Genomic DNA, 20,019 nt, shown 5'->3' on the forward strand with positions numbered 1-20,019 from the left:
ACGCCATGACCGACGCGCCTCCGCATCCCCAACGAGCCCACGTGAGCCAGGACCTGACCGGCACGGTGCTGGCTGGGCGCTACCGGGTGCTGAGGCCGATCGGCGCTGGTGGCATGGGCACGGTCTACCTGGGTGAGCACACGACGATCGGCAAGAAGTTTGCGATCAAGGTGCTCGACCGCGAGGTGGCTCAGCGCCCGGACCTGCGCGAGCGGTTCTTGCGAGAGGCCCGGTCGACCTCGCTGATCTCGCACCCGAACGTGATCGAGATCAGCGACTTCGGCGACACGCCCGACGGCTCGGTGTTCTTCGTGATGGAGTACCTCGAGGGCGAGGATCTGCGGGTCCTGCTCAAGCGCGAGAAACGGATCGAGTGGGCGCGGGTCCGGCATCTGATCGTGCAGGTCTGCCGGGCGCTAGGCTCGGCCCACGCGGCCGGCGTCATCCACCGCGACATGAAGCCCGACAACTGCTTTCGGGTCACGCGCGGGGGCGACCCCGACTTCATCAAGGTGCTCGACTTCGGGATCGCCAAGGCCCAGAACGACGAGCTGGGCCTCACCAAGACCGGCATGATCTTCGGGACCGCGCGCTACATGGCGCCCGAGCAGGCGATGGGCAACTCGGGGCATCCGAGCGTCGACATCTACGCCGTCGGCATCATCATGTACGAGCTGCTGTGTGGGCGCGCGCCGTTTCGGGGCAAGAACTTCGGCGAGGTGCTGACCAAGCACATGTACAACGCGCCCAAGCCCCCGCGCGCGCGGGCGCCCGACGCTGGGATCCCGCCCGAGGCCGAGGCGATCGTGCTCAAGGCGCTACAAAAGGATCCGGCGCTGCGGTTTCACTCGATGGCGGAGCTGATCGGCGCGATCGAGGCGGTCGGGACCGGGGCCGCGGCCGTCGGGGTCGTGGACGAGGGGCTCGCCGCACCCGACCAGAGCGCGGCCATGAGCTATCAGGGGCAGTCGGTCGCGCGGCCGATCGCGTCGGCGTCGGCCTCGATGACGGCGCCGCCCGTGACCGTCGCAGCGGCGCCGCCGAGCGGGAGCTCGCGCGGGCTGTGGCTGGGTCTCGGCGGGTTGTTGCTCGCGGGTGGGATCGCGGCGATCGTGCTGCTCGGCGCGCGGACGCCCGTCGCCGAGCCGGGTCCCGATCAGCCAGCCGTGGTCGCTGCGCCTGCCGCCGTCGCCGAGCCGACCTCGCCCGCGCCGACAGCCGAGGCCGCGACCCCGGAGGTGGCTGGGCGCGCGACGATCCACTTCGAGACCAACGTGCGTGCGCGGATCATCGACGCCAAGGACGGCGGGCTGCGAGGCTACAGCGACGCCGAGGCTGGCATCGAGTTTCCGCTGTCCGAGCAGGCCGTCGCGCTGCGGCTCGAGGCCGAGGGGTATCAGACGCTGGAGATCGAGGTCATCCCCAACCGGGCGGACAAGCACTTCAGCTACGAGCTCGCGCCGGCCAGGCCGGGCAAGCGCTCGTCGAAGCGCTCGTCCGCGTCGTCGCGCCCGGAGAGCAGCAACGCAGCTCCGGTGTTCGAGGACGAGGACGCCAGCGATCTCAAGAACCCGTTCAAGCACTGATCGAGCGGGCCACAGGACCCGAGCAGCGACCGTGGCACTTCGTCGAAAGACTCAGCCGCAGTAGTCGAGATCCGGCGCCGCCGCGACGCCGCCGAGCCCGTACACGAACCGGTGAAACGCCTGGCGGATCTCCGGCAGCTCGCCGTTCTCACAGTACAAGAACCGCTCGAGCTCCGCGGTCGTGATCGATCGCGGCACCGGACCCGCCACGTAGAAGTCAGCCATCGACCCGCGCAGCACGTCGACCCCGAGCACGTCGGCGAGCCCGGCGAACAGCAGGCGCCCGCTCGAGTACGAGGCATCCGGGGTATCGCGGGCGAACGGGTGGGGATCGAACAGCTGCACGGGCCCCGCGTTCCAGTTGAACGCGATCGGCACGAACGCGACGCCGTTCGTGGTGTTGAACATGTCCCAGGCCTCGTCGATCCAGCCGTCGGAGTAGGTCGCGGGCTCGAGGCCGCGGGCCCAGAAGCTGTGGAACATCTCGTGGCCAAACGCGGCGGGCGAGGAGGTGGTCGCGCCCGCGTACTCCATCGAGCGGTTGGTCTGGTACAGGTAGGCGGTCGCGCGCGGGTGCGGGTAGTCGCCGGTCGAGGTCACGAACGCGTCGAGGTCACTGATCAGCTGCGGGACGTAGGCGGCGGGCGGGGTCCCGAGGTTGTCGTTGACCCAGATCTCGTAGGGGATGTCCTGGCCGTTGGCGGCCACGTGGACGCCGCTGGCCACGTCCAGATCCGCGGCCGGGAAGATCAGCACCATCGGGGCCATCGCGGTGGTCGCGTCGCCGTACTCGAGCTGCCACTCGTGCGGCGCGAGCTGCTCGACCTCGGCGTTGCTGAGCAGCTCATGCGGCTCACCTGCTCCGCTGAGGCTCAGGCCCATGTGCAGCGGGTGCCGATCCCAGGGCATGTTGGCCGGCAGCCATGACTCGAGGTAGCGGCCCGGGTTGAGATCCGACATGAACAGGTCGAAGTACACGCGGGCAGGCGCGGGCGCGAAGCTCAGCCCCGAGGCGAACGGCGCGTCGGGCAGCGCGAGCGGGTACCCGAACTCCAGCTCGTGGACGGAGCAGGCCTCGAGCTCGACCGCGAGGATCGAGAAGCCCTGCGCCCAGCCAGCGCCAAAGTCGTGGCGCGCGAGCAGGGCGTTGTCGATCAGCTCGCCGTCGAGCACGAGCGACTCGTGGGTCTGACGTAGATCGAGCAGCGGGTGCCCGCCCTCGTCGCCAACCTGGAAGCTGAGGGTGCCGACCACGTACGCCGTGCCGCCCGCGACATCGAACTCGAAGCTCGCGTCCAGGTCGAGGATGTCGATCGGGACCGCGTGCAGACCGTCGAGATCGACCGGGGCAGGGGCGTGGATCAGCGCGTCTGGGACACACTCCTGGTCGCCGTCACCGTCGCCGTCGCCGTCGCCGTCGCCGTCGCCGTCGCCGTCGCCGTCGCCGTCGCCATCGCCATCGCCATCGCCGTCGCCGTCGCCGTCGCCGTCGCCGTCCCCGGGATCGCCATCGCCATCGCCGGAGTCGCCATCCCCATCTCCACCGTCACCGTCGCCATCGCCATCGCCATCGCCATCCCCAGTCTCGGTGCTCGCGTCAGCCTCGCCAACGTCCGCACGATCATCCGCGCAGCTGAGCACGCCAGCACAAACGAGCAGCAACAGCGATCGAGAACGGCAGGCCAGCGTCACCGCGCCAGTATACGTCACTCATAGAAGTCGGCGCCCGGGGTGAGATCCACATGGAAATGGTTGTCGTGCGCGGCGTTGTACTCAGGCGTCAGGATGATGTTGAAGATCCCCTGCTCGTGGCGCTGGTCGGTCAGATCCTTCAGCCACTGGCCCGCGAAGGTGACGGGCTCGGCGACGCCGTCCTCCCAGTCATCCAACACGGACAGGTATTGCCCGCCCTCGAGCGTGAAGCCGCCCAGATCGATCGCGTGGGCGAAGCTGTGCTCCGACAGCGTGTTGGTGTTGGCGATCACCCGGCAGTTGTAGGTGCCGATGTGGGCGACCTCGATCGCGTCCTTGCTCTGCAGCAGCTCGCTGAGCATGTCGAGCGCCAGCGCCATCTCGCACGAGACCAGCAGCGGACTGGGCTTCTCGCTGCTGACATAGCGGTAGTCGATCCCGTTGATCGGCGAGTACAGGCGCACCGGCTCATCGATCACGCAGTCCAGCTCGGGGTTGGTGTCGGGGTGATCCAGCGGGATGTGAGCGGGGACCCACAGCAAGCCCGCGTCGTCGAGGGCTTGTTGACACTCGCTCAGCGGCGGCGCGAATTCCTTGGGCAGACACACGGCGGCCCAGACCCCGGGATCGGCGTGGCGCTCGACGAGCGTGCAGCCGTACCCAGGCCGACAGCCGCCACCAGGGAGCAAGCTGGGATCGCACTTTTGCAGGCACGCCCCCGAGTCGGGCGCGAACGGATCCACGAGGGCCTGATCGGCGCAGAAGCTCTCGGGCGCGCCGTCGATGTCCGGGCAAAATTGTTCGCAGGGCTGCGAGCAGGTCCCGCACGGCCAGCCCTCGTCCTCGCGCAGGCACGCGCTGCCCTCGTAGGCACAGTCGAGGTCGCTCACGCACGGTCCGCCGATCCATGGATCCCAGCTCGACGGAGTGGGATCACAGGCGCTGGGATCGCCGTCGCCATCGCCGGAGTCACCATCGCCGGAGTCGCCGTCGCCGTCGCCGTCGTCTCCGTCGCCGTCGTCTCCGTCGCCGACTGAGTCGCTCGAGTCGCCGGCCTCGCTGGTGGGCCCGCTGTCGGAGCTGGTGCCATCGTCCCCGAGCGGCCGGATCTCGATCTCGAGACAGGCGCACAGCCCCGTCGCTCCCAGCAACGCGACGATCGATGGTGAACGAGTCCAACCCGGCATCTCCGGATCATAGACGTCTGCGGCGCCGCCCACACAGCTGCGCGAATTCGAGCAGCGGGACGACAAAATCGTCGTGGCCATGATCGCTTCGCCACGGTCGGGGTACATGTTCACCGGAGTTCCAGCATGAAGCGCATCTTCGCACCCTTCGCGGCCTCGATTACCCCTCTAGCCATGCTCGCCGCGGTGCCCTTCGTGCTGCTCGGGGCACCCACGGCGGAGGCCTGCGGTGGCACCTTCTGTGACAACGGCCCGATGTCGATGCCCGTCGACCAGACCGGCGAGAACATCCTGTTCATCATCGATGAGACCAGCGTCGAGGCCCACATCCAGATCCAGTACGACCCCGAGGCCGACGCCGACAAGTTCGCGTGGGTGATCCCGATGCAGGTCGTGCCCGAGTTCTCTGTCGGGTCCGAGGCGCTGTTTCAGAACATGCTGGCGGGCACGGTCCCGATCTACGGCTTCAACACCTTCAGCGAGCCGTGCGGGGACTCGGGCGAGGACGGCGACCCGGGCGGCACGGGCGACGGTGACGGCGACAACGGCGACGGCGACGGCGACGGTGACGGCGATCCCATGGTGGTCTTCCAGGAGGTCGTCGGCGCCTACGAGATCGCGGTGCTGCAAGGCGGCGACGTGGCCGGGGTCATGACCTGGCTGGGCGACAACGACTACCAGCAAGATCCAGCGGCCGAGCCGATCCTCGACGAGTACCTGCAGGCCGGCTACCTGTTCGTCGCGCTCAAGCTGGCGATGAACACCGAGGTGTCGGAGATCCACCCGATCGTGCTGAAGTACGACGGCGACGAGCCCTGCGTGCCGCTCAAGCTGACCCGGATCGCCGCGGCCGAGGACATGAACGTGCGGGTGTTCTTCCTGTCCGACGCCCGGGCGATCCCGTCCAACTACCGCCACGTGCTGGTCAACCCGCTCAAGATCAACTGGCTGTCGCTGGGGGCGAACTACAAAGAGGTCGTGTCGCTCGCGGTCGACGCGTTCGCGGCCGAGGGCAACGCGTTCGTGACCGAGTACGCGGGCGGCAGCGGCGTGGTCTCGAAGAGCGGGCTGGTCGAATTCAACTGGAACGCGGCCCCGTTCGCGGGCATGCAGAACACCCCGGAGGCCGTCGGCGACGAGCTGGAGCTGCAGGGGCTGATGAGCTGCTTCAACGACGGGAACGCGATCGAGTGCTCCATGCACCCGCTGGTCGAGGGGCTCATGGCCCAGTATCTGCCCGTGCCCGACGGCGTCGAGCCAGGTGACTTCTACAGCTGCATGCTCTGCTACGCCGGCCTGATCGACGACATGGCGTGGGACGCCGCGGCGTTCTCGGCTGCGCTCGATCAGCGGGTGATCCAGCCTGGCATCCACGCCGGTGAGCTGCTCGACACCTGGCCGTACCTGACCCGCATGTACACGACGATCTCGCCCAACGAGATGACCGTCGACCCGATCTTCCACACCAACACCGAGCTGGCTGACGTCGACAACACCCGCATCGCCACGCGCGAGCTGCTGTGTGAGGGCGGGGCCGTGTTCACGCTGCCCGACGGGCGCGAGATCTACATGCCGAGCCCGAACGTGTGGCCGGATGTCGGCGGCGACGAGATGCCGTGGGAAGAGGACGTCGAGCTCGGCGTGATGGTCGGACCCAACCAGAACCTGAGCGATCGGACCGATCTCATCAACGAGCTGCTCGCGGACTGGAACCAGAGCAACGGGTGGCCGCCCGGCGGCGATGGTGACGGAGACGGTGATGGTGACGGAGACGGTGGCGGTGACGGTGACTCCACCGACGGCGACGGCGACGGCGACGGCGGTGGCGGGACGGGCAACGATGACGGGACCTCCGGCCCGGGGATCAACGGGGAAGGGTCGTCCTGCGCGTGCTCGACCGGCACCAACTCGGAGCGCGACCTCGGCGGCCTCGGGCTGCTGGGTCTGCTCGGATCGATCGGCCTGTCGGTCGGTCGGGGCGTCCGCCGGCGTCGCCGCGACTGAGCGTCCACTCGCGGGCGTCCGTGAGGGCGCCGCGATAGACCTCGTCGACGGCCAGCTGCACGCCAATTCCGGGCAGCTCGAGCACGGCCCCTCGGCCGTGCTCGGAGCGCGACCAGCTGCCGTCTTCGCCACGCCGCCACGCCTCGATCGAGGCGCGATCGTGCGAGACCAGCAGGGCGGCCCGCAGTGACGGGATCTGGCGATAGTGCTCGACCTTGGCCCCGCGGTCGTAGTCCTGGGTGCTGTCGCTCAGGACCTCCACGATGATCGTGGGGTTCGTGATCGTAGTCTGGCTGGCGGGCTCGCGCTCAATCGGGCCGCACACGATCGTGACATCGGGGTAGGCGGCGAGCCCGGTGGCGAGGACGCGGATCCGGAGGTCCGAGCTGCAGATGTGACAACCGTGGTCGCGAACGGCGGCCAGCGCGATGCCGATGTTCATGGCGAGCGCGGCGTGCTCGGGGGTCCCGCCGGCCATCGCGAAGATCTCGCCGTTCAAGTACTCCAGCTTGACGTTGCTGGTCTCGTCGAGCTCGAGATAGGCCGCGTAGCTGTAGCGGCGGCGCGCGGAGCCAGTCACGAACGCGATGATAGCTCAGTCGCTCGGGACGCTGGCGGCGCTTCACGTGGTCGTGAGCGCAGCCAGCTCGCGCTGGAGGTTCTCGCGGGCCTGGCGTTCGTAGCGATCACGAAAGAACACGGTCTGAAACAGCGACGCCCGGGCCAGCTGGGCGGCCACGAACGCGCGCCGCCCCGCGCGGAACATCGCGGCTGGGATCTTGGCGAACTCCCGCTGCACCCCCTGCGCGTAGGCGTCGTACACGGCGGGTGGCGCCCCGATGATCGCCATGTCGGCGTCGAGGAAGTGGGCGAGGTCGGGATCGCCGCTGGTGTCGGCGCGGTCGTGGGCCGCGGTCGCGTCGATCATGGCCTGGACCCGGCTGATCTCGACCGGCCAGCCCGCGAGCAGCTCGCCCGCCAGCGCGGCGCTGCGGGCTTCATTGTCGCTGCGGCCCGGCTCGTAGATGGCGTCATGCAACAAGATCGCGAGCTTGACCTCGGCGGGGTGGACCCAGCCAGGCCCGCGGTCCACGTCCGCGTACAGCCGCGCGAGCGCGTCGAGGTGGCTCAGGCCGTGGTAGGCCCGGTGTGGCTCGGCGTAGCGGGCCGCGACCTCGCGCAGCAGCGCAGGTTCACGCGGATCGCCGCCGCGCAGCGTCGCCCAGCGGGTCGCAGGATCGGGCGAAGTGCTCATCATCGCCCCCGCTTGGCCGGGGCCGGCGACAGCTGCAGGCCGAGCACCAGCTCGTCGCCGTCGATCTCGGCCGCGGCGATCTGGGCGTTCATCGTGGTCCCGCCGATCTCGACCTCGGTGCTGGCGGCGGTGCGCTCGATCAGCGAGACCCCGCGGCGGGCGGCCTTGGAGAAGAACAGGCCCGCGCGGACCTTGGCGCTGCCGACCACGCTGTGCACCTTGGCCTGCTCGGTCCCGAGCTCGAGCTCGCGGCGGACCACCCTCAGGTGTGGCTCGCCGCGCAGGACCACGTGGGCGCAGTCGCTGCTCAGCTTCCACAGGTGGACCTCGAGCGGATCCGAGGCGCCCTCGGCCCAGCCGACGCCCGCGTACAGCTCACCAGTTGGGCTGGGCTCGCCCTCGAGCGTCCAGCGCTCGGGGATCCGGCCCTCGCGGATCGCATGATTGGCCAGGGCCGCGACCGTGTCGCCAGAGATTCGCGCCTGGATCAGGTTGGGGTGCAGGTTGGCCCGCCGCGCGTGGCCGGGCGCGAGGCCATGCTCGACTCGCAGGGTCGTGCGCAGATCGATGTCGAGGTAGCGCTCGGCGGCGGTCAGCGTGATCGCGCCGACCGGCAGCTCATCGGGGAGATCGAACTCGAACCGGGCGAGCTCGCCCAAGTCATCGAGCAGGTCGCGCTCGAGCAGGCGCGAGGCCTGGCCCATGAGCTGGTCGGCGAGCTCCCCCGCGAGCGCGCCCACGGTCCCGCGATCGACCACCATCTTGGCGGCGCCGGGGATCTGCGACCAGATCCAGTCGCCGAGCTGCTTGCGAGACTGGGCCGAGATGCTGGGCTTTAGCTCGATCACGTCGCGGCCCGACAGCGCGACGCTCAGCATGCCCCTGGCGGGGCTCAGCTGCGGTCGGACCCGCGCGTCGACGTCGACCGTCATGACCGCGCGCTTGCCCTGCTCGAGCCCGATCGTCACCCGAAACCCGAGCTCGCCAGCGGGGGCCGGGCGCGCGCGCACTGACTGCACGGCGACCCCGAGGTTGCCCAGCGAGACCCCGGCGACGGCGGGCACGGGCACGTTGAGCGTGGGCAGGCGGCCCAGCTGCTTGGCGATCATCGCGTCGATCAGCTCATAGGGGATCGAGACGCTCGCGTGCGGCTGGCCGTCGCTCACACCTGGGGTCGGCCGCGCGTTGCCAGTGACCGGCAGGGTGGCCTTGCGAAACGCGGTGTGGCTGTCCTGCACGCGCGTGCACGGGGCCGCGCAACCGAGCGTGACGCTGACGAGGCTGGCGGCGAGCAGCTGCGCGAGCGCGGGGACGGGCCGAGGCATCGCCGCATGGTAGCCGAGTTACACTCCGCCCGTGTCGCGGACCCAGGCGATCTTGTGGACGCTGGTCGCCTACCAGCTGGCGATGGTCGCGATCGGCGTGATCGCCCAGCGCCTCGCCAAGGATGACAGCGACTACTTCCTTGGCGGCCGCTCGCTCGGGCCCGTGGTCGCGGCGCTCAGCGCCTCGGCCAGCTCGTCGTCGGTGTGGACGTTGATCGGTGTCAGCGGGTTCGCCTACGGGTTTGGGCTGGCGGCGATCTGGCTGCTGCCCGCCTGCGTGGGTGGCTTCGCGCTCAACTGGTTCGTGCTCGCGCCAGCCCTGCGCCGGGTCGCCCGCGAGCAGGGGGCGATCACCGTCACCGAGCTGCTCGCCGGCCCGCCCGGCAGCGAGCGGCGTCGGGCGGTGATCACCGTTGCCTCGCTGATCATCTTGCTGAGCTTGCTGACCTATGTCGCCGCGCAGTTCCAGGGGGCCGGCAAGGCGTTCGCCGACACCTTCGACATGCGCTTCGAGTGGGCGCTGCTGCTCGGGGGTGGGATCGTCGTGCTCTACACGATGCTCGGGGGGTTCTGGGCGGTCAGCCTGACGGACACGCTGCAGGGCTTGATGATGGTGGTCGCTGCCATCTTGTTGCCGGTCGCTGCGCTCTACGAGCTCGGGCCCGCGGGGATCCTGGCCAGCCTGGACAGCGATGGCCAGGGCCTGTGGGCGGCGGCGACCAAGGGGCTCCCGGGCGCGGCGGCGATCGGCTTCGTGCTGGGGCTGCTCGGGATCGGCCTGGGCTATCCGGGCCAGCCGCACGTGGTCAATCGCTTCATGGCGCTGCGGGACGAGCGTGGCGTCGTCGTTGGGCGTCGGATCTCGCTGAGCTGGGCGGTGCTGATCTACGCCGGGATGATCGTGCTGGGCTGGAGCGTGCGGGCGCTGGCGCCGGATCTGGCCAGCCGCGAGGACGCGTTCTTGCGGGGCACCGAGCTGCTGCTCTCACCGGTGCTCGCCGGGATCATGGTCGCGGCCTTGCTGTCGGCGATCATGTCGACCGCCGACAGCCAGCTGTTGGTCGCGGCCAGCACGATCAGCCACGATCTGCTCGGCGACGCCGGGGCCGCGCAGCTCGATCCACGCGCGCAGCTGCGTCGGTCTCGGGCGACGGTGCTCGCGGTCTCGACCGGCGCGTTGTTGGTCGCGCTGTGGGTCGACGAGACCATCTTCTCTTCGGTGCTGTTTGCGTGGACGGCGATGGGCTCGGCCTTTGGTCCGTTGCTGTTGGTCACCGTGTGGCGTGGGCGACCACGGGCGTGGGCGGTGCTCGCGGCGATGTTGGCCGGGTTCGCGCTCAGCGTGGCCGCCCACCTGTGGTCGGTCACCAACGGCGGGGTGTTCGAGCGGGTGCTGCCGTTCGTGGTGGCGCTGGCGCTGGCCTACGCGGGGACGGATCGCCGGCCAGGGCCAAGGTGACCGCGCGCGCTCGAACCAGCATACTCCCGCCGTGCGCTTCGCCGTCGAGACCCACGGGTGCCGGCTCAACCAGGCCGAGACCGACGCGATCGTCGAGCAGCTGCTCGCGCGCGGGCACGAGGCCGTCGAGGTCGAGCGCGCGCAGGTCTACGTGCTCAACAGCTGCACGATCACCCACGCCGCCGACGCCGACGCCCGCGCGGCGATCCGCCGGGTCCGACGCCGCAACCCCGACGCTCGCCTGGTGATCACGGGCTGCTACGCCAACGCGGCGCCCGAGCAGCTCGCGGCCATGCCCGAGCTCGACGCGGTGATCGGCAACGTCGAGAAGCGCGGGCCCGAGCTGCTCGATGTCTTGCAGCAGCTCGGGACGGGGCCGCGCCCGCGCCAGGCGGGCGCTGGCGCGCTGGTGTCCGTCGCGCGTCTGACTCGAAAGACGCGACCCGAGCTGTGGACCCGCCCGCCGGCCACGGCGCCGCAGCGAACCCGTCCGCTGCTCGAGATCCAGGACGGCTGTGACTATCAATGTAGCTTCTGCGTGGTCCCCAGCGTGCGTGGTCGCAGCCGCAGCGCGCCGCCCGAGCTAGCGAGCGCGCAGCTGGCCACGCTGCTGCGAGCGGGCGCGCCGGAAGTGGTGCTCACGGGGGCGCACTTGGGCAGCTGGGGTCGGGACTTGCGGGCCGATCTCCGGGCTGATCGGGTCGGGCAGGGGGGGCTCGCCGCGCTCGTCGCCACATTGCTGCGCGAGCATCCGGGCGCGCGCCTGCGGCTCGGCTCGGTCGATCCACACGAGGTCGACGCGCCGCTCGTCGAGCTGCTCGGACGCGGGGTCGACTCGGCTGGGGCTGGCCTGTGTCCACACATCCACCTGCCCGTTCAAAGTGGCGATGATCAGATCCTGCGGGCGATGCGACGGGCCCACCGTGTCGCGGACCTCGAGCAGCTGATCCCGCGGCTGCGGGCCGCCGCGCCGGGTATCGGGCTGGGCACAGACGTGATCGTGGGGTTCCCCGGCGAAGATGACGCAGCGTTCGAGCGCACGCTCGCGCTGTTCGAGGTCACGGCGATCCCCTTCGCCCACGTGTTCGTCTGGTCCCCGCGCGAGGGCACGCCGGCCGCGACGATGGGCGACCGAGTGTCACGAGAGCGTGCCGCGGATCGCAGTCGAGTGTTGCGCGATCGCGTCGCGAGTAACCATCGGGCGTTCGCGCAGGCACAGCTCGGACACGAGCGGTCGGCGGTGATCCTCCAGCACCGACATCGGTCCACGGGCGCCCTGGTGGCCCTGGCCGACAACTACGCGCGGATCTTCCTCGACGGGCCCGATCGCCTGCTCGGGCAGCGGGTGCGCGTACGCGCCGACTCGCGCACGGGCGATCGGCTGAGCGGCCGGCTCGTGGAGTGAACTTAGGACTCGCTCGGCGTGACCTGAGATTTGGGAACTCGTCACGGAGTTGTGACCAATACGTGCTACTAAGCGCTCGATGCCGACCACCATCCTGATCGTTGAAGACGAGCAGGACCTGCTCGATACGTTGGAATTCAACCTGCAGCGTGAGGGCTACGCCACACGCCGGGCTGCCAGCGGACGCGCGGGTCTCGAGGCAGCGGCGTTGGATCCTCCTCCGGACTTGGTCCTGCTCGATCTGATGCTGCCCGATCTCCCCGGAACGGAGGTCTGTCGGCAGTTGCGCGCCTCCGAGCGGACTCGACCGGTCCCCGTCATCATGCTCACGGCCCGCGGCGACGAGCTCGACCGGGTCGTTGGCTTCGAGGTCGGGGCCGACGACTACGTGACCAAGCCGTTCTCGGTGCGCGAGCTGTTGTTGCGGGTACGGGCGATCCTGCGGCGCGTGCGGGCCCCCGCCGAGGAGCCCTCGCGCCTGCAAAACGGCGCGCTGGAGCTGGATATCTCCAGCCACCGAGTCTGGGTCCACGAGGAAGAGGTCCGGCTGACGGCGCTGGAATTTCGCTTGCTCGCAACCTTGCTGTCGCGTGCGGGCCGGGTCCAGACCCGCGACACCCTGCTCGCGGATGTCTGGGGCATGCACGCGGGCCTCACCACGCGTACGGTCGACACCCACGTGACCCGCCTGCGCAAGAAACTCGGCGACGTCGGCCGCTACATCGAGACCTTGCGCGGAGTCGGCTATCGATTCCGTGATCTCGAGGATCTCGAGGATCTCGACGACGACGACGAGCTCGGGGACGACAGCGACATCGACGACGCGGACGGCTCGGATGACGACGCCGCCGCATACGCCACCGTCGCGCTCACGCGCGACGAATGACTGTTATGAGCTCGGGCGAGCGGGCTGTTTTCAGCTCGGGCGAGGCTCCTCGCCGCTTGCAGGCGCCATTCGTAGACTGGCTGGTTTCGGCTCGGGTCAGGCTTCTGCCCGCTTGCAGGCGCCATTCGTAGACTGGTTCATCGTGGGCAGCGAACCCATCCGTCCCAGGGCGAGCTCGGGTCCTCACGACAGGGCGCGCTTTCTCCGCGAGCGCGACGGACGCGAAAGACCGACAAGCACCCTCGGGTTCCGACTTTGAGGTATGTTGACCGTATGGGTAAACGTGGGGCAATTTGCCGCCCCCCATTGAGCGTGGTGATAGGGCGGGTGCCATTGCGAGCGGAGCGAGGCGCGAACCCCCGTTGGCATGCAAAAAGAGCGATTTCCGCACGGATCTTTGGGCCACTCCCTGGTCAATGTGACAGTGACGAAGCGGGCTGCAGCGCAGCTATTCGGCGTGTTCCTGAATGCCGACCCTGAGTGTCTGAATAGACGCAGGTCCAATGTTGCGCCTTCGGGACTTGCCCGTACATACTGTGTCGTATGGGGCAAGCATCGCTGGTTGTCGTGTTCGCTGTGGCCTCGCTCGTCGCATGTGATGCACGCGATAGTTCCGAGGGAGAGAGCGAGCTTCGTTCGCATCAACACCACGGCAACCATAATGGCCATAATGGTCACCACGGCCATCACGGCAAGAAGAAGAAGCGAGGTAAAAAGAAGCCCAAGCATCATCATCATCATCATCATCATCATCATCACAAATACCCAGCGCCAGACTGGAGCGTCGAGGCGCCGGAGCAACATGGGTTGTCAGCCGAGGGGCTCGCGCAATTAGCGACGGTGGCCGAACAAGTCAATTCCAGCTGTGTGGTGGTCATTCACGACGGTGCCCTGGTCGGTGAGTGGTACTGGGGCGGGTATGACGCCGCGACCCCCGTACCCGACATCATGTCGGCAATGAAGTCAGTGACCAGCGCGATCGTGGGCGTCGCCGAGGGCCAGGGGCTCCTGGATATCGCAGATCCGGCGTCAGACTACATTCCAGCGTGGCAGGGGACGAGCAGCGCCAGCGTGCGGATTCTGGAGATCATGAGCCAGACATCTGGGCGCGAGTGGGACTTCTTCACTGATCTGTTCGTGGTGACCAACGTCGAAGACGAGACCGCCTATGCCCTCGCATTCGGCCAGTCCGATGTGCCTGGTGACCATTGGGAGTATAGCAACCATGCCACCCAGTCCCTGGAGGCCATCCTCGAGGTCGCGGTCGGCGAGGATGTCGAGGATTTTGCGCAGTCCGAGTTGTTTGAGAAGATCGGCATGAATGTCTCCATGGATCGGGACAGCGCCGGGAATCCCCTCATGTATCGGGGTTTATCGGCGACGTGCCGTGATATGGCCAAGTTTGGCTATCTCTACCTTCGCCAGGGGCGCTGGAACGACCAGCAGGTGATCCCCAAGGCGTTCGTGCAGGAGTCGCTCGAGGCATCTTCGGGCCTCAATGACGCGTACGGCTACCTGTGGTGGCGCAATTACGACGGGCACTCGGTGCTGCCGTCGATCCCTGCGCGAACGGAATTCGAGGGAAAGATGCTCCCGAGCGCCAGCGAGCATGGGTTCATGGCATTCGGTGCCTTTGGGCAATTGCTATTTGTCGATCCCGAGGAGGAGTACGTGGTCGTGCGGCTGTCCGATGTCTACGATCCCGAGAATCCGTTCGGGATCGACCAGATGGACGCGGTGCTGGCGGCTTTCGAGGCCGCCAAGCTAGGCGACGGCTGCGACGACGACTAGCGAGAGCTCGAATTGCGCGTAATGCGATCGTGGCACTTGGTGCTGTTTGGTGCGCGGCGACCTGGGGTGCGCTACGCGACCCTGAGCAGGCCGAGCACGAGCACGCCGTGTTCGTCGACGCGGAACCGAACGTCGACATCGAGCAGCGCGGCCGCGAACTCCCGGTCTGAATTGCTGCGCTGATGCGCCGGTCGGGGATCCCAGCCGAGGCTCTGAGCGATCAGCGTGCGCAGCTGATCGGGGTGAGGGTGGGCGGCGAGCTGGGCCGCGGCGCTGGTCGAGAACCGGACCGCTAGCCCAGGAGGCGCCGACGGGGCCCACTCGCAGCTCGCGTCCGGGCGCAGCTCGGCCCACGGCAGGTACGGCTTGATGTCGAGCACGGGCGTGCCGTCGAGCAGGTCGCCGCCCGACACCCGCAGCTGGCGATCCTCGACGGCGAGCAGCCGGACCAGCGACAGCGCGATCGGGTTGGGTCGGTGCGGCGCTCGGGTTGCGAACACCCCCAGTCGCGCGGCGCCGCCCAGGCGTGGCGGTCGCACGGTCGGTCGCCAGCCCGCTTTGGCGCAGGCGTGAAACCAGCACAGCAGCCACAGGTGGGAAGCCTCCTCGAGCCCGCGCAGGGCCTCAGGCGGGATCCGCTCGGGGTCGAGCTCGACGACCAGCTCGACTTCGCTGGCCATCCCGCTCTGACGCGGGATCGAGAATTTTTCTTTCCACGGCGAGCGCACCACCCCAACCGGGGTCATCGAGATCGGCGCGAGCGGGTCTGGTGGCTGGGACATGGGCTCAGCGATCGAGTGACGCGTCGATGATGCGGATCAGCTTGCGCATCTGTTGGATCCGCGCGATCGCGGGTCGTTGATCGTCGCGGATCTCCGCGAGCCGCTGCTGGTAGTGGGCCGCATCGAGCAGGTGGACCGCGGACACGATGCGTCCGACCTCGGGGTAGCGCTCGTCGACCTGGCCGATCCGCCGCGCGCCGAACTGATCGAGGTAGGGCTGGGCAGCCCGGTTGTGGATCGGCGCGATCACGGTGGTCGTGAGCACCAGCTCGTGACCGCGCTCGACGATCTGGTCCGCGACCGCGCGCAGGCCCAGCGCGGCCCCCCAGTAGTGCGACCGCATGTGCGGCAGCACGGCCAGCTGATCGAGGTACGCGACGCGCCGCGCCGCGATCGCTACCGGATCGACGCCAGCGTCCCACGCGATCTCGTCGCGGCGGGCCCAGATCGGCGAGGCCCGCAGGACCGGATCGTCGAGGGTGACGCAGAACCCTCCGGCCTCGCCGCCGCGCTCGAGCAGCCACACCCGGGCGATCGCGAGCAGCTGCGCGTACTGGGCCGCGTCGCAGCCGAGCAAGAACCCACCTCGCCGGGTCTCGTCGGTCTCGGCCAGGCTCGGCATCGGGAGCGCGCGCCGAATCGACAGCAGCGCGCCGAGATCCTCGTGGCGGGCCCGTCGCAGCCGCGCGCCGTCACCCAGCTCGATCATGCCGACGCCCCGGACTTGGATGCTCGAGCGTCTCGCTCGATGATCCGGGGGCCCCGCAGCTGGGCCAGGATCGCGGCTGCGATGCCGTCGTATTTTTGGTTGGCGGCGTGGGCGGAGGGCAGGGGCTCGCGGTGCTCGGGCAGCTGGTACCAGGGCAGCTTCGGCTGACGGTGGTGGGTGTCGTGCTCGTTGAAGTTGAGCAGCCACCACGACGCGATCGGGTGGCGACGCAGCCCGCGGACGTGAAACCGAACCTCGGGGCCGTAGTCGGTCTGGTAGTGATAGATGTAGACCAACAGCGAGTAGACCCACGCGAACGCGAGCAGCGGCCAGCCCATGGTCAGCGCCCACGCGCGCGGACCGAGCAGCCAGGCCACGCCCACGTGCAGGCCCACGCCGAGCCCGAAGCTGGCGAGCGCGCGCAGCTGATCATAGACGCGCCAGCCCTTGAACGCGGGCGAGATGCTCCTCGCCACGCGCATGGGCATGGCCAGGAACAACAGCACGGACACCAGCGAGTGGACGAAGAACCCACATGCGAACACAGACAGGTACCAGAGCACATGGCACCACGCGCGGACCAGGGCGCGGTTCAGCGGGCTGGCCCGGCGGGTGACCACGAAGGTGTCGAGCGCCGAGGTCTGCTCGTCGCGGCGGTTGTGGCCGTGGTGGAAGGCGTGGATCTTGCGATGGATCCGCAGCGGCACCATCAAGGGCAGCAGCAACAGCTGGCCGAGCGCGTCGTTGATGCCCGGGTGCTCGGGCCACAGCTTGCGGTGTGAGGCCTCGTGGGCGACCACGTACAGGCGGTGCAGCCAGCAGCCCTGCAGCACGATCACCGCGACCAGCAGCGCTCGCGCGAGCGGGCGATCGAGCGCGTCGAGCTCGAGCGCCGCGGCTCCGAGCATCAACGCGATCAGCACTGACTCGCTGAGCAGGCGCGCGGTGACGCTGCGGTGACGAGGATCGTGGGCGGCCATCGGCGTAGCTGTTGTCCTCCACGCGTGTGCTCGGATCAATTGGTTGGGGGGCGTCTCGCTTGCCTACCCTGCGGCACAGATCGCGTACATGTACGTCGTTCTCGCGCGAAAACAAGCTGAACCGTCGCTGCCCGCCCCCAACACTTGATGAAAGAGAGGCGGGCCCATGCACACTGAGATCAGCGATAGTAACGCGAGCAACCCAATGAGGGGCGACGTCGCGCCCGATGGTGTGTTGGAGGTTGGCGAGTTGGTCGCGTATCGCTACCGGGTCGAGCGAAGCGGGCGCAGTCACCCCTTGGGCGAGCTGGTGCGCTGTCATGACGAGACCGCGGATCGCCCGGTGCTGTTGCAGCGGCTGCGTCGAGAGTTCGCCAGCCCTCGCGTACGAGATCGTCTGTTCGAGACCCGCGGGAGCGCGTCACTCGAGGTCGCGGCGATCGCCGACATCCTCGACTACGGCGAGGATCTCGACGGGCGTCCGTTCTTGGTGACCGCGTGGCATGACGACGCGTCGCTGGCCGAGGTCGAGCGCCCGCTCGGGTTTCACGAGGCCGTGGCGATCGCCCTGCGCGTGGCGACGGCGCTCGAGCCCGTGCATCGCAGGGGGCTCGCGCACGGTGGCATCGAGCCACACAGCATCCTGGTCGACGCCGATCGCGAGCTGACGGGGCTGCTCGACTTTGGCCTGGTCCCCGCGCTCGAGGCCGGGACCGACAAGCTCCGGGCGATGCCGCTGATGATCGCCCCGGCCTACGCCGCGCCCGAGCTGATCCGCGGCGAGTCGGTGAGCCCGGCCGCCGACGTGTATGCCCTGGGCATCTTGCTGTGGGAGCTGATTTTGGGCTCGGTTCCGTTTCGCGGGGCGACCCTGCGGGTGCTCGACTCCCACCTCAACAGCGCGCTCCCGGACTTCGAGCTGCCGTTCGACGCGCCCGCGTCGTTCGAGTGGATCTTGCGGCGGATGCTCGCCAAGCAGCCGAGCGAGCGGTTCGCGGACGCCGGCGAAGTCGCGGCGGAGCTGCGCGTGTACGCGGCGTTGGAACACGCCGTGGCGCTGGTCGACGATCGAGCTGGCGACGCTGTCCACGAGGACGAGGCGACCACCGCGTTCGAGCGCGCGCTCGACAAAGAGGACAGCTGGTTGGTGCTGGCTGCGGCCGCCCGCGCGCCGCTCGAGTGCGCGGAGATCCCCGAGTTCGAGCCGCCGCCCGCCCGCCGGTCGCCCTGGCGCTGGGCTGCCCTCGCGGGGCTGAGCTGCGCGGTGCTGCTGAGCTGGTGGGGGTTCACGGCCCACACGCACGAGGTCGTGGCTGACGCCTCGCACAATTCGGCGGTCGATCCGGCAGGCGATTCGGCGGTCGACGCGAGCGAGGCCGAGCTGGCCGTCGGCGTGGCGCAGCCTCTGGCCCCGCCGCCCAAGCGCGGGGTCGAGGCGCCTGATCTCGGGGCTGACACCCAGCTACGCACCAAATTGAGCGCCGCCCACCTGCGCGCGCGCAAGTCCGAGCTGTACCGCCGGGTCGAGCAGCGCTGCATCGACGGCCGCATGCGGCGGACGGTCAAGCTCACGGTTCACGTCGCGCCCACGGGTGCGGTCGAGACCGCGAGGGTCGTCGGTGGGATGGGCTCGACCAAGCTCGGCCGCTGCGCCCGACGCCAAGCCCACCAACTGGAATTCCCCGCAACCGAGGAGGGCGGCGCCTACACCTACACGCTGCGTCTACGCTAGGGCCTCGGGCCTCGAGCCACGAGTCAGCCCGGATCAGCCCAGATCAGCGCGGCTCAGCCGACCGGGACGTACTCGTCGCAGGTCGTGTTGATCAGATCCACGGCCTGCTCGAAGAACGGGGCATAGTTGGCCTCGCAGACCGAGCCTTCGATGTGGTTGGGGAACATCTGAATGAACTCGCGGATCTTCGCGGGATCCTGCGAGTCGACCGGACACACCGGGTTGCCCGCGTCGGTGTCGTTGATGAGCCCGAGCACGACCACGCCCGATCCGTCGCCGGCCTTTTGCGCGACGATGTTCTGAAACCAGCCTTGTGGGTTGCCCTGCGAGTCGCTGTCCTCTTCGTCGGTGATGATCGTGATCACCAGCACCGCGTCGTCGCGCAGGAACCCCGAGTTGCAGCCGCCGGGGCCGTTGAGGGCCGGGCCGATCGCCTGCGTGAGCGAGGACATCGGCATCTCGCCGCTGTCGCCGTCGGTCCCGACCGACGCGATGCAGGTGAACTTTTGCGCCAGCTCATCGAGGGGCTCCTGCGGCGTGATGAACCGCTGGCCGCCGGTCAGGTCGCAGTACTTGTTGCTGGCGTCGTCACCGATCGGAAAATTGACGCCCGCGCCGAGCGTCTCGTCGCAGACCGAGGGCGCGCCGTTGCAGGCGTTGACGTCGCCAAACTGGCACAGGAATGGAAAGAACGCGCACTCGATCTGGCAGTCGTTCCAGTACTGATCGGTCTTGGCGACCATGATGTGGTAGCTGTCGACGTCCGCGATCGTCTGCTGGATCTTGTCGATGAAGCCCGGGAAGCTGGCGATCAAGTTCTGCTGGTTGTCGCCCATCGAGCCCGAGTTATCGATGACGAACAGGAAGTCGATCGCCTTGCAGCCCTCGCTGCCACCGCCGTCGTCGGCGGTCGTCTGACCCTCCTCCGTGTTGATCGTGTCGAGCTTGAGGCCGTCGTCGTTGCTGTCGCTCGGGTCGGTGTCGCTGGTGGGGTCGGTCGAGCTGCTGTCGCTGGTCTCGATGCCATCACCGGCGCTGGCGCTGGCGCTGGCGCTGCCATTGAAGGTCTGGCCCGAGTCAGAGCCAAAGCTCTCTCGCCCCTCGGTGCCACCGCACCCAAGCAATGAGAACAGCGGCAACACCAGCGCGATCGACGAAGACTTGGTCATGACGGAGTCCAAACAGGTAATTCCTGGTACGATGGTGGTCCCCGCGTTGCGTCCAGG

Annotated in this window: 15 protein-coding genes and 1 pseudogene; 7 read left to right on the forward strand and 9 right to left on the reverse strand. The window is 68.7% G+C overall.

From position 1 onward, the window contains the following. The first annotated feature begins 5 nt into the window (after positions 1-5). Positions 6-1,586, forward strand: a complete 1,581-nt coding sequence (locus ENSA7_RS33795) for a serine/threonine protein kinase (protein ID WP_146158452.1) — start codon at positions 6-8, stop codon at positions 1,584-1,586. A gap of 51 nt (positions 1,587-1,637) precedes the next feature. On the opposite strand, the gene ENSA7_RS44500 is transcribed toward ENSA7_RS33795, so the two are convergent. Further along, positions 1,638-3,278 (reverse strand): hypothetical protein, encoded by a 1,641-nt coding sequence (locus ENSA7_RS44500; protein ID WP_181234370.1) that lies wholly within the window; start codon positions 3,276-3,278, stop codon positions 1,638-1,640. 14 nt (positions 3,279-3,292) lie between these two features. Then, positions 3,293-4,465, reverse strand: a complete 1,173-nt coding sequence (locus tag ENSA7_RS33805; protein WP_146158453.1) for an extensin family protein — start codon at positions 4,463-4,465, stop codon at positions 3,293-3,295. 126 nt (positions 4,466-4,591) lie between these two features. Here ENSA7_RS33805 and ENSA7_RS33810 point away from each other — a divergent pair, with 126 nt between their 5' ends. Beyond that, positions 4,592-6,469 (forward strand): DUF2330 domain-containing protein, encoded by a 1,878-nt coding sequence (locus ENSA7_RS33810; protein WP_106093539.1) that lies wholly within the window; start codon positions 4,592-4,594, stop codon positions 6,467-6,469. A 58-nt stretch (positions 6,470-6,527) separates the two neighbouring features. Here the strand turns inward: ENSA7_RS33810 and ENSA7_RS45550 are convergent. The 3 genes and pseudogenes from ENSA7_RS45550 to ENSA7_RS33825 form a co-directional block, all read right to left on the reverse strand. Beyond that, a pseudogene (locus ENSA7_RS45550) lies at positions 6,528-7,049 on the reverse strand (Uma2 family endonuclease); the annotation flags it as partial. Between the two features lie 42 nt (positions 7,050-7,091). Continuing rightward, positions 7,092-7,724, reverse strand: coding sequence for an HD domain-containing protein (locus tag ENSA7_RS33820; RefSeq protein ID WP_219908108.1), 633 nt, complete (start codon positions 7,722-7,724; stop codon positions 7,092-7,094). Next, positions 7,724-9,049: a hypothetical protein gene (locus ENSA7_RS33825; RefSeq protein WP_106093540.1), complete on the reverse strand. Its 1,326-nt coding sequence runs from the start codon at positions 9,047-9,049 to the stop codon at positions 7,724-7,726. Before ENSA7_RS33825 ends, ENSA7_RS33820 begins: the two co-directional genes overlap by 1 nt. 31 nt (positions 9,050-9,080) lie before the next feature. Between ENSA7_RS33825 and ENSA7_RS33830 the strand changes: the two genes are divergently transcribed. From ENSA7_RS33830 to ENSA7_RS33845, 4 genes are all read left to right on the forward strand, one after another. Next, positions 9,081-10,508 (forward strand): sodium/proline symporter, encoded by a 1,428-nt coding sequence (locus tag ENSA7_RS33830; protein ID WP_106093541.1) that lies wholly within the window; start codon positions 9,081-9,083, stop codon positions 10,506-10,508. Positions 10,509-10,539: 31 nt separating this feature from the next. After that, positions 10,540-11,913: a MiaB/RimO family radical SAM methylthiotransferase gene (locus ENSA7_RS33835; protein WP_181234371.1), complete on the forward strand. Its 1,374-nt coding sequence runs from the start codon at positions 10,540-10,542 to the stop codon at positions 11,911-11,913. Positions 11,914-11,992: 79 nt separating this feature from the next. Then, a complete protein-coding gene (locus ENSA7_RS33840) occupies positions 11,993-12,799 on the forward strand; it encodes a response regulator (protein WP_106093543.1) in 807 nt (268 codons plus the stop codon). Between the two features lie 543 nt (positions 12,800-13,342). Continuing rightward, complete coding sequence (locus tag ENSA7_RS33845) at positions 13,343-14,590, forward strand: serine hydrolase domain-containing protein (RefSeq protein WP_106093544.1); 1,248 nt, start codon at positions 13,343-13,345, stop codon at positions 14,588-14,590. A gap of 71 nt (positions 14,591-14,661) precedes the next feature. On the opposite strand, the gene tsaA is transcribed toward ENSA7_RS33845, so the two are convergent. From tsaA to ENSA7_RS33860, 3 genes are read right to left on the reverse strand one after another with little or no spacing between them, the layout of a single operon-like run. Next, the gene (gene tsaA, locus ENSA7_RS33850) at positions 14,662-15,372 is read right to left on the reverse strand and encodes a tRNA (N6-threonylcarbamoyladenosine(37)-N6)-methyltransferase TrmO (protein ID WP_106093545.1); all 711 of its coding nucleotides are present in this window, start codon (positions 15,370-15,372) and stop codon (positions 14,662-14,664) included. A gap of 4 nt (positions 15,373-15,376) precedes the next feature. Further along, on the reverse strand, positions 15,377-16,081 hold the full coding sequence (locus ENSA7_RS33855) for a GNAT family N-acetyltransferase (RefSeq protein ID WP_106093546.1): 705 nt from the start codon (positions 16,079-16,081) through the stop codon (positions 15,377-15,379). After that, a complete protein-coding gene (locus ENSA7_RS33860; protein WP_106093547.1) occupies positions 16,078-17,061 on the reverse strand; it encodes a fatty acid desaturase in 984 nt (327 codons plus the stop codon). The genes ENSA7_RS33855 and ENSA7_RS33860 overlap by 4 nt, the downstream gene beginning before the upstream one ends. 166 nt (positions 17,062-17,227) lie before the next feature. Here ENSA7_RS33860 and ENSA7_RS33865 point away from each other — a divergent pair, with 166 nt between their 5' ends. Next, positions 17,228-18,793 (forward strand): protein kinase domain-containing protein, encoded by a 1,566-nt coding sequence (locus ENSA7_RS33865; protein WP_106093548.1) that lies wholly within the window; start codon positions 17,228-17,230, stop codon positions 18,791-18,793. Positions 18,794-18,846: 53 nt separating this feature from the next. On the opposite strand, the gene ENSA7_RS33870 is transcribed toward ENSA7_RS33865, so the two are convergent. Continuing rightward, a complete protein-coding gene (locus tag ENSA7_RS33870; protein WP_106093549.1) occupies positions 18,847-19,962 on the reverse strand; it encodes a hypothetical protein in 1,116 nt (371 codons plus the stop codon). Positions 19,963-20,019 lie beyond the last annotated feature (57 nt).

Origin of the sequence: Enhygromyxa salina (genome assembly GCF_002994635.1) — a bacterium.
GTDB lineage: Bacteria > Myxococcota_A > Polyangia > Nannocystales > Nannocystaceae > Plesiocystis > Plesiocystis salina_B.

Bases quoted from the DNA above. Each gene is read 5' to 3' on its own strand.
- ENSA7_RS33795 (WP_146158452.1), top strand. From the start codon at position 6: ATGACCGACGCGCCTCCGCATCCCCAACGAGCCCACGTGAGCCAGGAC.
- ENSA7_RS33805 (WP_146158453.1), bottom strand. From the start codon at position 4,465: ATGCCGGGTTGGACTCGTTCACCATCGATCGTCGCGTTGCTGGGAGCG.
- ENSA7_RS33810 (WP_106093539.1), top strand. From the start codon at position 4,592: ATGAAGCGCATCTTCGCACCCTTCGCGGCCTCGATTACCCCTCTAGCC.
- ENSA7_RS33820 (WP_219908108.1), bottom strand. From the start codon at position 7,724: ATGAGCACTTCGCCCGATCCTGCGACCCGCTGGGCGACGCTGCGCGGC.
- ENSA7_RS33825 (WP_106093540.1), bottom strand. From the start codon at position 9,049: ATGCCTCGGCCCGTCCCCGCGCTCGCGCAGCTGCTCGCCGCCAGCCTC.
- ENSA7_RS33840 (WP_106093543.1), top strand. From the start codon at position 11,993: ATGCCGACCACCATCCTGATCGTTGAAGACGAGCAGGACCTGCTCGAT.
- ENSA7_RS33845 (WP_106093544.1), top strand. From the start codon at position 13,343: ATGGGGCAAGCATCGCTGGTTGTCGTGTTCGCTGTGGCCTCGCTCGTC.
- tsaA (WP_106093545.1), bottom strand. From the start codon at position 15,372: ATGTCCCAGCCACCAGACCCGCTCGCGCCGATCTCGATGACCCCGGTT.
- ENSA7_RS33855 (WP_106093546.1), bottom strand. From the start codon at position 16,081: ATGATCGAGCTGGGTGACGGCGCGCGGCTGCGACGGGCCCGCCACGAG.
- ENSA7_RS33860 (WP_106093547.1), bottom strand. From the start codon at position 17,061: ATGGCCGCCCACGATCCTCGTCACCGCAGCGTCACCGCGCGCCTGCTC.
- ENSA7_RS33865 (WP_106093548.1), top strand. From the start codon at position 17,228: ATGCACACTGAGATCAGCGATAGTAACGCGAGCAACCCAATGAGGGGC.
- ENSA7_RS33870 (WP_106093549.1), bottom strand. From the start codon at position 19,962: ATGACCAAGTCTTCGTCGATCGCGCTGGTGTTGCCGCTGTTCTCATTG.